Origin of the sequence: Haloechinothrix salitolerans, assembly GCF_042662605.1 — a bacterium.
Lineage (GTDB): Bacteria > Actinomycetota > Actinomycetes > Mycobacteriales > Pseudonocardiaceae > Haloechinothrix_A > Haloechinothrix_A salitolerans.
In genome coordinates this window covers 1,850,015-1,865,331 of the sequence record NZ_JBHSXX010000001.1, presented here as the reverse complement: position 1 = coordinate 1,865,331, position 15,317 = coordinate 1,850,015, and the positions used below count along the sequence as shown (strand labels likewise).

At 69.6% G+C, this 15,317-nt stretch carries 16 protein-coding genes; 15 read left to right on the top strand and 1 reads right to left on the bottom strand.

Annotated elements, in window-relative coordinates:
- Nucleotides 1-216: 216 nt before the first annotated feature.
- The 13 genes from ACFQGD_RS08800 to ACFQGD_RS08740 all read left to right on the top strand — a co-directional run bounded on the left by ACFQGD_RS08800 (nt 217) and on the right by ACFQGD_RS08740 (nt 12,502).
- A complete protein-coding gene (locus ACFQGD_RS08800) occupies nt 217-834 on the top strand; it encodes a YajG family lipoprotein (RefSeq protein WP_345394954.1) in 618 nt (205 codons plus the stop codon).
- A 20-nt stretch (nt 835-854) separates the two neighbouring features.
- On the top strand, nt 855-1,865 hold the full coding sequence (locus ACFQGD_RS08795; protein ID WP_390221029.1) for a hypothetical protein: 1,011 nt from the start codon (nt 855-857) through the stop codon (nt 1,863-1,865).
- Between the two features lie 116 nt (nt 1,866-1,981).
- A complete protein-coding gene (locus ACFQGD_RS08790; RefSeq protein WP_345394948.1) occupies nt 1,982-2,695 on the top strand; it encodes an SAF domain-containing protein in 714 nt (237 codons plus the stop codon).
- 38 nt (nt 2,696-2,733) lie between these two features.
- Complete coding sequence (locus ACFQGD_RS08785) at nt 2,734-3,597, top strand: MinD/ParA family ATP-binding protein (RefSeq protein WP_345394945.1); 864 nt, start codon at nt 2,734-2,736, stop codon at nt 3,595-3,597.
- Entirely contained in the window at nt 3,594-5,099 is a 1,506-nt protein-coding gene (locus tag ACFQGD_RS08780; protein ID WP_009151770.1) for a CpaF family protein, read from the top strand. Before ACFQGD_RS08785 ends, ACFQGD_RS08780 begins: the two co-directional genes overlap by 4 nt.
- Nucleotides 5,087-6,019 carry a type II secretion system F family protein gene (locus ACFQGD_RS08775; protein ID WP_345394940.1) on the top strand — a complete coding sequence of 311 codons (933 nt, stop codon included), beginning with the start codon at nt 5,087-5,089 and terminating at the stop codon, nt 6,017-6,019. The genes ACFQGD_RS08780 and ACFQGD_RS08775 overlap by 13 nt, the downstream gene beginning before the upstream one ends.
- 3 nt (nt 6,020-6,022) lie before the next feature.
- Entirely contained in the window at nt 6,023-6,916 is an 894-nt protein-coding gene (locus tag ACFQGD_RS08770) for a type II secretion system F family protein (RefSeq protein ID WP_345394937.1), read from the top strand.
- A 35-nt stretch (nt 6,917-6,951) separates the two neighbouring features.
- A complete protein-coding gene (locus ACFQGD_RS08765) occupies nt 6,952-7,140 on the top strand; it encodes a hypothetical protein (RefSeq protein WP_009151767.1) in 189 nt (62 codons plus the stop codon).
- 122 nt (nt 7,141-7,262) lie between these two features.
- Complete coding sequence (locus ACFQGD_RS08760) at nt 7,263-7,661, top strand: TadE/TadG family type IV pilus assembly protein (RefSeq protein WP_345395117.1); 399 nt, start codon at nt 7,263-7,265, stop codon at nt 7,659-7,661.
- A gap of 9 nt (nt 7,662-7,670) precedes the next feature.
- The gene (locus ACFQGD_RS08755) at nt 7,671-8,216 is read left to right on the top strand and encodes a TadE/TadG family type IV pilus assembly protein (RefSeq protein WP_009151765.1); all 546 of its coding nucleotides are present in this window, start codon (nt 7,671-7,673) and stop codon (nt 8,214-8,216) included.
- A gap of 113 nt (nt 8,217-8,329) precedes the next feature.
- Nucleotides 8,330-8,704 (top strand): hypothetical protein, encoded by a 375-nt coding sequence (locus tag ACFQGD_RS08750; RefSeq protein WP_040925955.1) that lies wholly within the window; start codon nt 8,330-8,332, stop codon nt 8,702-8,704.
- Between the two features lie 45 nt (nt 8,705-8,749).
- Nucleotides 8,750-9,187 (top strand): SPX domain-containing protein, encoded by a 438-nt coding sequence (locus ACFQGD_RS08745; protein ID WP_345394924.1) that lies wholly within the window; start codon nt 8,750-8,752, stop codon nt 9,185-9,187.
- A 123-nt stretch (nt 9,188-9,310) separates the two neighbouring features.
- Entirely contained in the window at nt 9,311-12,502 is a 3,192-nt protein-coding gene (locus ACFQGD_RS08740; RefSeq protein ID WP_345394921.1) for a BTAD domain-containing putative transcriptional regulator, read from the top strand.
- Between the two features lie 70 nt (nt 12,503-12,572).
- On the opposite strand, the gene ACFQGD_RS08735 is transcribed toward ACFQGD_RS08740, so the two are convergent.
- Nucleotides 12,573-13,043 (bottom strand): winged helix-turn-helix transcriptional regulator, encoded by a 471-nt coding sequence (locus ACFQGD_RS08735; RefSeq protein ID WP_345394918.1) that lies wholly within the window; start codon nt 13,041-13,043, stop codon nt 12,573-12,575.
- Nucleotides 13,044-13,587: 544 nt separating this feature from the next.
- Between ACFQGD_RS08735 and ACFQGD_RS08730 the strand changes: the two genes are divergently transcribed.
- Both ACFQGD_RS08730 and ACFQGD_RS08725 read left to right on the top strand, forming a co-directional pair.
- Nucleotides 13,588-14,025, top strand: a complete 438-nt coding sequence (locus ACFQGD_RS08730) for a hypothetical protein (RefSeq protein WP_345394915.1) — start codon at nt 13,588-13,590, stop codon at nt 14,023-14,025.
- 43 nt (nt 14,026-14,068) lie between these two features.
- Nucleotides 14,069-15,280, top strand: coding sequence for an AAA family ATPase (locus ACFQGD_RS08725; RefSeq protein ID WP_345394912.1), 1,212 nt, complete (start codon nt 14,069-14,071; stop codon nt 15,278-15,280).
- Nucleotides 15,281-15,317 lie beyond the last annotated feature (37 nt).

Sequence of the window (15,317 nt, the reverse complement as noted above, 5' to 3'; positions counted from 1 at the left end):
AGTCGATTTGCCACTGCCTACCCCCAGAAAGTGCTGGTCGCGCCTCTAGTGTCACGAAGGCAACCTCAGACAGTGATGCCTATCGCCCAAAAGAGTGAAGATCTATAGAAAATGCCTTTCCGACTTCAAAGTCAGTCGCCTACACACTTTGCAGTCGGTGGGGGTGGGTGGTGTAGACGTGGTGTGTATCACGAAAACGATAGACGATCTTCACTGATGTCTGGGGGGTGGGGTGTGGTAGTCCGCAAGGTCTTGATCGTTAGTGGGCGCCGAGCCAGGGCGATGCTCGGCCTGGGAGCTACGTTGGCGATCCTCGCCGCGTGTAGTTCCGGCACGAACACCCCATCGTCCGGCACGACCCAGCCGACCGGGCAGGCGTCAACGACTTCGGTTCCGTCGACCACCGCATTGTCTGTTGTGGACAAAGCCAAGCAGGACGCCCTCGCGTCGTACCGAGGTATGTGGCAGGACTTCGTCGCCGCTGGGACCACATCGGACTGGCAGTCGCCGAAGCTGGGGCGGTACGCGACCGGGATCGCGCTGACGAACATGTCACGGGCCTTGTACGCAGATCACTACAACGGCTTGGTGACCAAGGGCGAACCCACCTACGAGCCTTCGGTGTCCTCTGTCGAGCCTCCTGACAATCCGAACAAGATCGTGATCACGGACTGCTCCGATGATTCGCGCTGGTTGAAGTACAAGGCCGACACCGGCCAGCTCGCCAACGACACTCCGGGCGGTCGGCACCTGATCAACGCCATCGTCCAGAAGCAGGCGGACGGATCATGGAAGGTCTCGGAGTACGGCGTTCACGAGGCGGGGACATGCTGAAACTACGACGCGTTTCAATCGTGGCAGGACTGGTGGTCGTCGGCGGCATATGCGGTGTGGCTCCGGCGCTCGCCGACGGCGGCTATGGCAGCACGACGTGTGACCAGACGCCGGCCCCGGTCTGCGATCTCGGCGCGGGCAAAGGCGGCGACAACAGCAAACCGGGGAACCCAGGCAACGGCAACAAGCCGGGACGTCCGGGCACCGGCAACCCAGGCAAGGGCAACAGCAACCCCGGCGACACGATCATCGGTGGGAACTCGAACCTGGCCAAGTGTTCCTACGTGAAGAGCGACTACCAGCCGCCGTCCGGTGGTGTGGTCACCGCCGCCTTCACCAAGCCACTGAACACCGGCGGCGCGACCGTGCAACCCGCTGTCTTCACTCGCCCAGCAGCGGGTGGAGTGGTCCTGGCGCAAGCCGCCCAACCAGCACAGGGCCAGCAAGGTTCTTGGTATGTATGGCAATGCTCGACCGCGGGCGTCACCGACGGGCTGTACCGGCCACCGGTGTGGATCGCGGATGGACAGCAACCCGGTGCGGCGCAGTTGCCTTCGCCGGCCGAGTTGGCGCAGATGGCGCGCAAGCAGTTGCGGCTGCCCACACCGACGATCGCGGCGAACCCTGTCGGCGATCAGCTGGTGAACTTGCCGACGTGGATGTGGCTGTCGAGCGGGTGGGGGCCGGTATCGGCGACAGCGTCCGTGCCGGGCGTGTCGGTGACGGCCACCGCGACGCCGACGTCGGTGACGTGGTCCATGGGCGACGGCAGCACGGTGACGTGTACCGGGGCGGGCACGCCGTTCCGAGCCGGTAGTGACCCGAAGGCGCCGTCGCCGGACTGCGGCCACACCTACCGCACCTCGTCCGCGAAGCAAGCGGGGCAAGCGTTCCCGGTCGCCGCCACGGTGCACTGGACGGTCACCTGGGCGGGCGCGGGCCAAGGCGGAACGTTCCCGGACCTGACCACGACCGGTAACGCGGCCTTCCGTGTCGCGGAGTCCCAAGCCCTCAACAACGGCGGCGGCTGACCTCTCTCGGGCAGCACCTCCTTTCATAACAACACAAACAACAGACCCGTCCTTCCGCTCGCTGAAGAACCTCAGCGACGCGGCGCACTACCCCCATGCCTGGAGGAGGTACCGGCGTGACCACGAACATCACGACTCAGCCGGACACCGACCGATCCACGAAGTCGGCCAGCGGTCCCTGGGTCGCGGACGGCAAGAAGCCCGCTTCGCGGCTGCGTGGGACGAAACGACGCCGCAGCATCCCGCATCTGCTGCTGGGTGCGCTGCTTGTGCTGGCGTGTGCCGCCGCGTTCCTGGTGGTGTCGCTGAACTCCGGGAACCGGGAAACGGTCTTGGCGTTGGCGCGGCCGGTGGCGGTCGGGCAGGTCCTGACCGCGCAGGATCTCAAGCAGGTCAACGTCGCCGTCGACCCCGGTGTGTCTGTTGTGGACGCGAACCAAGCGGCCAGCGTGGTGGGTAAGACGCTGTCCGCGAGCTTGCCCGCCGGAGCGCTGCTGACCCTGGACGCGGTGAACGGTGCCGGTGTCCCCGGGGCAGGGCAGGCGATCGCGGCGTTGTCGTTGAAGGCGGGTCAGTTCCCGGTGGAGGTGTCGCCGGGCGCGCACGTGTCGGTGGTGTTCGTGCCGGGCCAATCAGGTGCCGCGCTTGCCGGCCCGCCGACGCCGGACTCCACGACGGTGTGGCCGGCGGTGGTCACCAGCGTGACCTCGCCGCCGAATCAGCAGGTCACGGTGGTGTCGGTGCAGTTGAGCCAGGCCGCCGCCCGCCAGATCGCCGCCGTGCCCGCGGGTCAGTTGTCGATCGTGATGCTTCCGGGAAGTGGTCAGTGATGTTGGTGGCGGTGCTGTCGGTGAAAGGGTCGCCTGGGGTGACCACGTTCTCGGTCGCGCTGGCCGCGCGCTGGCCATCGCCTGCCCGCGCGCTGCTGGTGGAGGCCGACCCGTCCGGCGGGGACGTCGGGACGCGGTTCTCGCTGGAATCGGCGCCGGGGCTGGTGAGCTTGGCGGTCGCCGCCCGGCGTAGCGACGACCCGGCGTTGCTGTGGCAGCACGCGCAGACCCTGCCGGGCGGGCTGCCGGTGGTGGCCGCGCCACCGGACGCCGACCGCGCGCGAGCGGCGTTGTCCGCGCTGGCCGACCCGACCACTGGCGCGGGCGTCCTGTGGACCGCCGCGAGCGCGCCGGATGCCGTGGTGATCGTGGACTGCGGCCGGATCGATGCCGGGTCTCCGGCGATGCCGATCGTGCGCTCGGCCGACGCGATGGTCTTGCTGACCCGTGCGCACGCCGACGACCTCGCGCACCTGGCCCGTCGCCTGCCGGCGATCGGCCGTTGGACCGCGCATCCGGCGATGTTGCTGGTCGGCGAGGGGTATTCCACCGCTGAAGTCGCTCGCGAACTCGGAGTGCTGCCGCTGGGCCGCGTGCCTGACGATCCGCACGGGGCGGCCGTGCTGTGTGGACGGCCCAGCACGCTGCGGTGGGGCCGCAGCGGACCGGCCCATTCGGCGCTGGGGCAGGTCGCGCACAAGGTGGCGAAAGTGCTCATCGCCGAACAGGCACCGCCGCCTGCGTTGCCCCGGCAGGCACCGGCCGACAACCAGCCGATGCAGATGCTGCGCGCGGTGCCCGGCGTGCCCACCAGCCCGGTCTCGGCCAACGGTCTGCGACTGGCACCCGCACCCCTGCCGCCGAACACCGAGAACACTTCGCGCGGAGGGCAAGCGTCATGACGTACCCGCCCAACACCCCTCCGCCCAACGGGTATCCGGCTCCGGTACCACTGCGTCCGCACCAGCAGCAGGGACAACCGTCAGGTTGGCAACCGGCCAACACGTCCGGCCACCCCAGCTGGGCGCAGGCGACCCCGCAACCAGCGCCGAGCGGCCCGGAACCGGTGCAGGCGACCGAGGCCGTCGGGCGACTTCGCCAGCACCTGCGCGACACGCTCGGCACCGAGCTGCCGCTGCGGGTCGATGCCCAGCAGCGCCGCACCGGCGCCCCGGTCACCAGGGAGGCCCGTCGCGAGCTGGCGCGGGCGATCCTGGAGGACGCGGTCGCCGCGCACAGCGAGAACGAGCTGATGGACAACCGGTCGCTCGTCGGCCGGGATGTCGAACAGCGGGTGATCACCGAGGTCATCAACGAACTGTTCGGCATGGCCGGCCTGCAGCCACTGCTGGACGACCCGACGGTGGAGACGATCAACGCCAACCGCTACGACCGGGTCTTCGTGCAGTACAACGACGGCCGCCGCGCGCGGGTCGCCCCGATCGCGGGCTCGAACGAGGAGCTGACCGACCTGGTCCGGCTGCTCGCGGCCCGCGCGTCCAGCCAGGAACGCCGCTTCGACTACGGCTCCCCGGCGGTCAACCTCCAACTCCCCGGCGGGGAGCGGTTGTTCGCGGTGATGGGCCTGACCGCGGGCGGGGTGACCTCGCTGTCGATCCGCCGGCACGGCTACCTCACGGTGACCCTGCCCGAACTACGCGCCCGCGGCACCATCGACCCCGGCCTGGAGCAGTTCCTGCGCGCGCTGGTCCGGGCGCGCAAGAACATCCTGATCACCGGCGGCACCGGCGCAGGCAAGACCACCCTGCTGCGAGCGCTCGCGTCGGAGATGGACTCGATGGAGCGGATCGTGACCATCGAGGACGCCTTCGAACTCGGCCTGGAACTCGACCCCGACGTCCACGCCGACGTGACCGCCTTCCAGGCCCGCGAAGCCAACGTCGAGGGCGAAGGCGCGATCTCCCAGGCCGAACTCGTCCGGTGGGGCCTGCGCATGTCGCCGGACCGGGTGATCGTCGGCGAGATCCGGGGGCCGGAAGTCATCCCGATGTGCAACGCGATGTCGCAGGGCAACGACGGCTCGATGGCGACGCTGCACGCCTCCAGCTCACGGATTGCCTTCACCCGGCTGGCCTCCTACGCCGCGCAAGGCGTCGAACGCCTCCCGCTGGACGCGACGAACCTGCTGGTCGCCTCGGCGGTGCACTTTGTCGTGCACCTGGCCCGCGGCACCGACCGGACAACCCGCGTCGTGTCCTCGATCCGTGAGGTGGTCGGCGCCGACGGCCCGCAGGTGGTCTCCAACGAGGTCTACCGGCCCGGCGCGGACCGCCGCGCCCGCCCGGTGGCCGGGGCGCTGCGCACCGACACCCTCGACGACCTCGTCGATGCCGGGTTCGACCCCGGCTTGCTTGAGCAGCCGGAGGGGTGGTGGCCGCGGTGAACATCACGATCAGCGCTACCACCGCCCTCTCGGCCCTGCTCGGCGTCGGCGTCGGTGTCGGGTTGTTGCTGGTCATCATCGGCTGGCGCGGTGTGAACGTGAACCGGCGCTCCGGACTGTTCCGCCGCGGGCAGACGCGCCGCGCCCAAGCCGCGCCGCGAGATCAGCGCCAGGCGCTGCGGATCGGCCTGGCGGTCGCGGTGGGTGTGCTCACTGGTGTGGCCACCGGCTGGGTTGTCGGCGCCGTGCTGGCTGGGCTCGCGGTCTGGGCATTGCCCCGTGTCTTGGGCCGCGACCCCGAGCACGCACGTCGGGTGGCGCGGATCGAGGCGATCGCGACCTGGACAGAGATGCTGCGCGACACGCTCTCGGCCGCCGCTGGGCTGGAGCAGGCCATCCTCGCGACCGCTCCGCTGGCGCCGCCGGCCATCCGCGGCGAGATCACCGACCTCGCGGTGCGGATTGAGAACGGAGACCGGTTGGCGCCCTCCCTGCGCCACCTGGCCGACCAGCTCGCCGACCCCACCGGCGACCTCGTCATCGCCGCGCTGGTGCTCGCGGCCGAACAGCAGGCCCGCCAGCTCGGTGACCTGCTCGGCTCGCTGGCGCACACCGCCCGCGAGCAAGCCTCGATGCGGATGCGGGTCGAAGCCGGGCGCGCCCGGACCCGGACCAGCGTGCGGGTGATCGTCGGCACCACCTTGTGCTTCGCCGTGGCCGTGGTGCTGCTCAACCGCCCGTACCTGTCCGCCTACGACTCCGCGACCGGGCAGATCGTCCTGCTGGGCATCGGGATCCTGTTTGGACTGGGGTTCGCGTGGCTTGTGCGGGTCGCCAGGGTCGCCGAGCCCGAACGGTTCTTGTCCCTGGCCGCCGACTCCGAGGACCAGCCCGCGCTCGTCGCCGAGAGGCAGGTGTAACCCGTGATCACCGCACTGATTCTGGGAGCCGGGCTCGGCCTGGGCCTGTGGGCGCTGGCGGTGTGGGCGTTCCCGCCCCGGCCCGCACTGGGCGCGGTCCTGGCACGCAGCACGGCGGCGCCAGCGCCGACACCGATCCTGGCCACCGAGGACACCGGGTGGGCGGCCAAGCTCGGCCGCCCGTTCATCGCGCCGCTACGCGCGCTCGGTCTGCCCGGCGAGCGGCTGGCTCGCGATCTGGCGGTCATCGGACGCCCGGTCGCGACCCATCTGGCCGAGAAGGCGACACTGGCGATCGCCGGTCTGCTCGCCCCGGTTCTGCTGCAACTGCTGCTCACCTTGGCCGGATTGTCGCTGGGGATCGAGTTCCCGATCATCGCCGGACTCGTCCTGGCCGCTGCCGGATTCTTCCTGCCCGACCTGCAAGCGAGGTCCGACGCGGCGAAGCTGCGCACCGGGTTCCGCCACGCCCTGTCCGCCTACCTCGACCTGGTGTGGATCACCCTCGCCGGTGGCGCCGGGGTCGACAGCGCGCTCAACGACTCAGTCGCCATCGGCCGAGGTTGGGCGTTCGAGCAGATCCGCCGAGCCCTGGACACCGCCCGGCTGACCCGCACGACACCGTGGGCGACGCTGCGCCAGCTCGGTGAGGAACTCGACGTCACCGAGCTGTCCGAGCTCGCCGCCTCGGTCAGCCTGGCCGGCACCGAGGGCGCGAAGGTCCGCACCTCGCTCGCGGCCAAGGCCGGTGCCCTGCGCACCCACCAGATCACCGACGCCGAAGGCGACGCCCAAGCCGCCACCGAACGCATGTCGCTGCCGGTGATGGCGTTGTTCCTGGGCTTCTTGGCGTTCATCGCCTACCCCGCACTGACGCAAGTCCTCAATGGACTGTGAGTTGCGGGGCACGTGGAAATGGGAGGAGAAGCGCGATGCACCTCTACCTGGTGGCATTGTGGACGACGGTGAAGGCGCGGTGGGAACTGCTGCGCCGGGAACCCGAGGCCGGGTACTCGACCGAAACCGTGCTGGTGACAGCGCTGCTGGTGGTGGCCGCGTTGGCGATCATCGCGATCATCATCGCGAAGGTCACCGCCAAGGCCAACGGCATCAACCTGTAGCCGTGATGCGCGGGGAGCAGGCACAACGGTGGCGCCGCCGCCATCATCGTCACCGCGCCGACAGAGGCCGCGGTGATGGCCGGCCGCGGCCTGCGCGCGGGAGGACGGCCTCGCGAGGCCGTATCCGGCTGCTGCTGCGTGGTGACCGCGGCGCGGTCAGCGCGGAGCTGGTGATCGCGACGCCGCTGCTTCTGTTGATGCTGCTGGCGATCGTGCAGTTCGCGCTGTGGTCGCACGCGACTCACATCGCCCAGGCCGCGGCGTCCCAGGGGCTCGCCGCGGCGCGAGCCCAGAACGGCACCGCGGCCGCGGGCAGCGCGAGTGCGCAGCAGATGCTCGATCAGCTCGCGCGCGGCCCGTTGACCGGCACCAGTGTCGGTGCCGACCGCACCGCGAATTCCGCGTCGATCCGGATTTCCGGGACCGCGACGTCGGTGGTCCCGTTCCTCAGCTTGCCGGTGCACGCCGAGGCGTCCGGCCCGGTCGAACGGTTCGTTCCCGATCTGGCCAGTGGCAGGTGATCGGACGCCATGACGACCACGAACCCGCCCGCCACCTGGACAGCCGAGACGTGCCCGTCCGGTGGTCCAGAACGCCCGCTGGGGCGCTATCGCACCCGCTGGGGTTGGTGGGTGGCCTGGTGGCGCGCGGACCGTGGCTCAGTGGCTGCGGAAGTCACCATAGCGGCGCCGTTTCTGGTCATGCTGCTCGTGTTCGTCGCCGTGGTGATCCACCGAGGGGTGGATGCCCGGCTGCGGCTGGACGACGCCGCGCATCAAGCGGCCCGCGCGGCGAGCATCGAACGCACCTCGGCCACCGCGACCGCGGCGGCGCAGTCCACCGCCACCAACGCGCTGTCCTCGGCCGGAGTGACATGCGCGTCGCTGAGCGTGGACACCGCCACCGGCGGGATGCGACCGGGCGGCACGGTCAGCGTGACGGTGTCGTGTGCGGTCGACTTCGGCGACGCGCTGATCCTCGGTGTTCCCGGCCAGAAACGCTTGTCCGCCACCGCTGTCGAACCAGTCGACACCTGGCGCTCGGTCTCGGGGAGTACGTCCGGAGGCGGCGCATGATCCGCCGGGAACAGCATCATCGGCCACCCTGGCGGACACGATGGAGCCGCTGGTGGCGAACACAGCGGCGGGCATGGTGGCGGGCCGACGACGGCAGGGCGACCGCGTTCGTCGTGGTGCTCACCATCGGGATCCTCGCGCTGGCCGGACTGACCCTGGACGGAGGCTTGGCCTTGTCCGCAAAGGTCAAGGCGAACGGCCAGGCGGAGGCCGCAGCCCGCGCGGGCGCCCAGGCCATCGACCTCTCCGCGTACCGCAGCACCGGCACGCTGCAACTGGTGCCGGTTCAGGCGGTCGCCGACGCGCAAAGCTATCTCGCCACGGTCGGGGCCTCCGGAACGGTGACCGTCTCCGGCGACACGGTCAACGTCACCATCACCGCCTCCCAGAACACGCAGCTGCTGGGCATGGTCGGGATCTCCAGTCTCACCGTCCACGGAACCGGCAGCGCTCATCCCCAGCGCGGGGTGGTGACCATCGACCCGTAGAGCACCCCACGCTCGCATCGGCATGTCAACGCAAAGGAGAGCAGGATGGCTACGACCGACATCGCCACGGCCGAGGAGATCGATCGCCGCGTCGAGGCGGCCGACACGGCCCGGCGCGCGAAGCGTTCCGCTGCGGCCAAGGAGGTCGGTGAACTCGCCCAGCGCCGGACGGTGCTCGCCGAGCAGCTCGCTGAGGTGGAACGGCAACTCGGTGAGGTTCTCGCTGACGCGAGCGACGTGCTGGAGATCGACGAGCTGGCACGGTTCACCAACATTCCGGCCGCCGATCTGACGGCGTGGCTCACATCCCGGAAACCACCCCGTACCGCCAAGAAGAAGAGGCCCGCCGCGACTGCATCGAGCGGAGCACCGTCCGCGGCGAAGACAGCGAAGAACGGCCAGGCGTCCGTGCCGCCCCAGCTCGCTGTGCCTCGCACAGACAGCGCGGATGCGCCCGATCACGTCACGGCGGGAGTGACATGACAACGCTCGAGCGCGTCGGAGGCAGCCGTAGAAACGGCACCCCGGCTCGCCTGCTTCCGATGCCTCGCGGAGTGGTGAGTATCGAACCCTAAAGCCCTGTACTGCCAAGGAAACGAGCCAGCTGTGACCTCGACATCGCACCAGTCCGACCGGGAACCGGCACGGCCACCAAGCGCGGGCCGCCGCGTCTGGTGGGCGCTGGCCGGCATGTTCCGGTTCGTCGGCCGGGTGCTACGAGGTCTCATCGCGGGCACCGTGTTGCTCGCGCTGGTGGCGGGCTTGCCCTGGGCGTTGTGGCACTACATCGGCTGGCCGTTGCCGAACCACGTCCCGACGTGGGCCGAGGTCCAAGGCGTGCTGCTCGGCCCAATGACGACCACGTTCCTGCTGAACTTCCTCGCCTGCTTGTGTTGGATCACGTGGGCCGCGTTCACCATCGACGTCCTGCGGTGCACGGTCGACCTGGCCCGCAGCGGATTCGACGCGGCCCGGTTGCCGGACTTCTCCGCCGCCGGTCCGGTTCACGCGCTGGCCGGCGTCCTGGTCGGCGCGGTCCTGCTGGCAGTGCTGGGCAACCGGCCCGCACCAGCACCGGTCACCTCGTTGTCCACAGCACTCGGGACCGAATCGCAAGTCGTGGCGACCGCCCCCGCATGGCAACACCAGGCCTCCACCGGGGAGGGCACGGTGGTCCGCAACGCGGTCTACTCCACTCAGACCACCACCAAAGACAGCACCGCCACCGCTCCCGCGCATCCGGAGTCGGTGGTCGTGCTGGCACCGCAGAACGGAGTCCACGACTCGTTGTGGCGCATCGCCGAACGCACCCTCGGCGACGGCGCACGCTGGCCGGAGATCTTCGACCTCAACAAGGGCAAGCCGCAACCGAACGGCCACAGCTTCACCAAACCCAGCCTGATCTTCCCCGGCGAGGAACTCGCCCTGCCGCGAGAGGCGAGCGCGCCAGCCGTGCCGCCGCAGCAGCCGGCCGACCCGCACCAGACGACTCCCGCCCCGCCGACCACAGCCCCGCCGACTTCCGCCGCGCCACCGACGAGCATCCAACCGTCCACACCAGCGCAACCCGCACCGTCCACCCAGCAGACACCACCGGCCGCGACCAGCACGAACACCCCTCCCGCGACGGGCGACCCCGGCGTCCGGTGGGGAACGGAGCTGTTCGTCGGTCTCGGGCTGGCCGCCGCGGTCAGCGCGGCGCTGATGGTCGCCCGCCGCCGCTATCGCAGCCGGTACCGGCCCGGCAGCGGTGACCGCGACGACCTGCCCGTCGCGCCTGTGGTCTACCAGTTGCGGCTTGCTCATCTGCGCGCCGAGGCCGACGACGAGATCGACCTCGACGAGGACTACCCGGACGACGAGGAACAGCGGCGTTCGCTGCGTGTCCCGCCTGCGCCACCGCTCGTGGTGGGCGCACCCCAGACCGGCGCCGGCCGACCCCCCACCGTCGCGCCAGGTCTGGGTGTCCGCGACGGTCGCGAGGTCGCCCTCGACCTCGCGACCGCCCGCGGCCTCGGGCTGGTCGGCGCCGGCGCCCCCGCAGCGGCCCGCGCGCTGCTGGTCACCGCGCTCACCACCTCCGCAGGCCACCTGGCGACGTCGGCCGGGGCGGTTGTCATCGTCCCGGCCGACGACCTGGTCTCGCTGCTCGGACGCGGAGCAGCCCAGGGGCACCTGCCCTCGGCCGTGCGGATCGTCGCCGACCTGGACGACGCGCTGGACGCGGTAGAGGCCGAGACCCTGGTACGTGCCTCGGCAAGCCGTAAGCCCGACGCCGAGCCGGGAACCTGGCCGCCTCTGGTGCTGGTGGCACGGCCACCAGCACACCATCAGCGGCTGCAGGCCGTCTTGGACAACGGCGCGCCGTTCGGCGTCACCGGGCTGCTGCTGGGCCAGTGGCAACCCGGCGTCACCTGCTACATCCGCCAGGACGGCACGATCTCGGCCACCGGCCCCGGTTTGGGCGAGCCCCTGCGCGGCACTCGGATGTTCCGCCTCGGCGACGACGACACCGCCGAACTGCTGACGCTGCTCCGGGACGCCGAGCCGGACCCGCCCGTGGCTCCCGACGACGTCGTGGTCGCGCCATCGACGCCGCGCCCTCGCATCGTCAAGGCAAACCCCGCCGGCAGCAATCAGACCTCGCCGGGCGAGGCTGACCTGCTCAAGACCGGCGGTTCGGACGCGGGCGAGGTTGAGCTGGAAGTCACGGCTGCGGTCACTGCACCGGCCCCTCCGGACACCGAGCTGGAGATCCTCGCCCCCGCCGATGTTCAGCCGCCCGGCGTCCGTCTGCGCCCAGCGGCTTCCAGCGGCCAGCGGCCGGTCCCGTCGCGCCTGGCCAACGACGAGACAGAGCACCGCGGCGAGGACGAGGCCGACGAACCAGCGCCGACCTGCGAATCCGCCATGCCCGTGGACGAGACGCCGCCAACCACCATCAGCGGCGCTGAACAGGACACCAGCCCGGCGCTGATCACCGTGACCGTGCTCGGTGACCTGCGTGTGCACTGGCACCCTGAACCCGGCGCCACCGGCGATGCGCACGAGATCACCGGCACCTTGCAGCCCAGGACCAAGGAGTTGCTGGTGCTGCTGGCGCTGCATCCTGACGGTGCGACCCGCGAGACGCTCGTGTCCGCCCTGTGGGGCCAGGACCCGCCGGCGCGGCCGACCAACGCGCTGCACACGGCGCTCTCGCGGATGCGCAGCGCGCTGGCCACCGCCACGAACGGCACGGTGACCGACATCGTCTCCGCCAGCAACGGGCGCTACCGGCTCGATCCCGCGAGCGTTCGCAGTGACTACTGGCGCTTCGCGCACGCCGTCGCGGCTCGTCGCGCGGCCTCGACCGACCAGGCTCGTGTCGAGGCGTACCGGGAGATGGTCAACAGCTACGGCGGACCGCTGGCCGAGGGCATGTCGAACGAGTGGATCGAGCCCGCACGTGAGGCGATCCGCCGCGACGCCATCGACGCCGTCGCCGCGCTGGCCCGCGCCCTGGTGGACTCCGATCCCCAGCAGACCCTGGATCTGCTGGAAGTCGCGCGGGCCTTCGATCCGCACAACGAACTGCTCTACCGCGACATCATGCGGCTGCAAGAACGCCTCGGGCAGCTCGACGCCATCCCGCGGACGCTGACCTTGCTGACCACCCGGCTCGCCGAGGTCGACGCGACGCCGACTCCGCAGGCTCGTGGGCTGGCTGCCCGGCTGGAGCAGCGCCACGAGGGCAACTCAGCTGACGACGCGAGTGCACAGGCCCAAGGCGAACGTGGTCGCATCGCGGCCAGCTGAGGCGGTGGGGCAACGGCGGCGAGGGCTTGTCGTTGCCGGCCCGGACCGTGCGGGCGTGTGCCAGCTCGGCCTATTCGTCGTCCACTTCATCGCCGAGACCGAGTTCGTCCAGCTCGGCAATTCCCGTCAGCGTGCCCATCTCGTCGCCATTCCGGCGACTGTATGCCTGGGCCTGCGCGATGAGTTCCTGATGCTCATCAGCCCAGGCCACGAGCGTCTCAGTCAGCGTCAAGAACTCCAAGACTTCCGGCTTCAACTCGTAAGTAACCGTGACCGGAAAAGTCTTTGTGCATCGAACCCGCTTCAAAAGACCTTCTTCGGTCATCTTTTTCAATGTGCGGGCCAGAATGCTATCGTGCAGGACGGCGTGTTTGTCCGACCATTCTTCACCAATGGAATACGAGCTGATCGTGGAGAGAATTTCTTTTCGCCGCATGGGGCCACCCGAGAGCGTGACCAGGATGGCCGGTGCCCACTTGTCCCCGAAAAGATACTTCAGGTCGTACAAACCCCGAAGGAACCTCTCGTCCCCGACCTTCATAGCGCCTCCCCGTGTGCACTGACCCGACCCTCGCGCCGCGCCCGTCGTCCCCTCGTCCGGCGACGTGCCCCCTGCGGCTGCCACCTAAACGGTCGTGCCTGGTCAGCACGGCCGCAGAGCCGGTCCTGGCCTCCTCGTCTCGTAGCAGTAGAGCCCTCCACGTTACGCCGAACGGCGGAACCGGCCCACCGTATTCCTACTCAAAGCGAACCGTGACCGAATGTCACGCGCAGTAGTCGAACTGGAGATCATCTACACGCACAGTGGCTTCCGTTGGGGGTTCATACGGGGGTTCATGATGGGGTTCATACGGGGGATCAGGTTAGAGGACCACCCCCTGCGGCCTGCGGAGATGCTGGTCAGCGACGCCGCAGGGGGATCCGCTGGTATCCCAGACTCGCTTGTCCACAAGCCGGTAGACACATCGGGGCGGGCTGGGTGGCCGGCGCCCTCATCGCTCATCTGTTCTCACCTTTTGACTATCTCTCACCTCCACCCCTACTCACTTTCTCTATTGTTTTGTTTTATTTCTTATCCTCTGCCAATGACATTCCTTGCCCCTTACCTTGCTATTCCCGTCCGCGGTGGCCGGCGCGCGACACGGTCGCTGACCTGCGAAAACTGGTGCAACGACGGCCGGAATTGCGACCGTACGGACGGCTTTCTATTTCCCCGCGACGACCACGAAAAGAGTCTTGAAAATAGGGGGGCATTTCTATTGCGTGCGGCGCGCGGCAGAGTCATAATTGAATTACCACCGGGGGAACCGGAAACCACACCGAATACCACACCCGGCGCGAGCTATGTCCGACGAATGGGGCCGATTATGTGTTACGCCGACACCACCACCGAAACCGACAACACGGTGACCGCGTTTTGTTACTGCGGGTGGGTCGACTACGGCCACACCCAGGAATCGGCCGACGCCGCCGCCGACGCCCACCAGAACGCGCCCGACGCCATCGACGCCGCCACGGTCTGACCGTTCCCCGCCGCCCGCACTAGATCGAAAGGACCACCCCGCGATGACCACGCCAGCCACGCCGACGACCGCCCCGGCGGCATCCGGCACGACGACCACCGCCCCGGCGGGCGGGCGGTTGCCCAACGGCGAACTCCGCCGACAGGTGGCGCAAGTCCTCACCGATCAGGCGGGCACCGAACTGACCCCGCGCAACATCGCCGCCGCACTCGGCGGGAAGTCATCGGGCGCGATCGGCAACGCACTCGCCGCGCTAACCGCCGGGGGCTACGCCGAACAAACCTCGACCAAACCGGTCCGCTACCGGTCGACCCCGACCACCGCCGACGCCGCCGCCGCGCCCGTGGCGGTCCCGTCCGGCACACCCCGCCGCCCCCGCACACCCCGCCGCCCCCGCACACCCCGCCCGACGACACCGCCCGCGACGACCACGCCCACCGCCCCGACGACTCCGGCCGTGACCGGTCCGGTCACGCGCCCGAACGGGCAGCTCTACCACCCGCGCAAGCTGTCCGGGCTGCCCGACGTGACCGCGCTGCGTAAGTTGCGTGACGCCGGGGTCGCCGCCCTGATGTACGGACCACCCGGAACCGGGAAGACCTCGGTCGTCGAGGCCGCTTTCGGTGACCTGGTCACGATTCAGGGCGACGGCGACACCACGGTCGCCGACATCGTGGGCGAGTACACCCAGACCCCGGACGGGAAATTCGTGTTCGTGCACGGTCCGCTGGTCCGCGCGATGCGCGAAGGCCGGACCCTGTTCATCGACGACGCCACGCTCATACCGCCGACCGTGCTCGCCGTGGTCTACCCCGCGATGGACGGCCGCCGCCAAATCATGATCAAGGCCAACGGCGGCGAGGTCATCGACGCCGCCCCCGGCTTCTATGTGGTGGCCGGACACAACCCCGGCGTGCACGGCGCGGTGCTGTCCGATGCGTTGGCGTCGCGGTTTTCCGTGCAGATCCAGGTGTCCACCGACTACGACCTCGCCGCGCAACTCAAGATCGACACTCGCGCGGTGTCCGTGGCGCGCAACCTGTCCACTCGACAGGCGGGCGGCGAGATCCGGTGGGCACCGCAACTGCGCGAACTGTTGGCATTCCAGAAGATCGCCGACGTGTTGGGCACCGACGCCGCCGCCGGGAACCTGATCGGCACCGCCCCGGAGGAGGACCGCGACATCGTGGCCACCGCCGTCAAGATCGCCTTCGGCAAAACCGTTGCCCCGCTGGCACTCGGTGCCCGTATCTGACCACCCGCCACCCCACCCGAACCGTCCGGAAAGGACA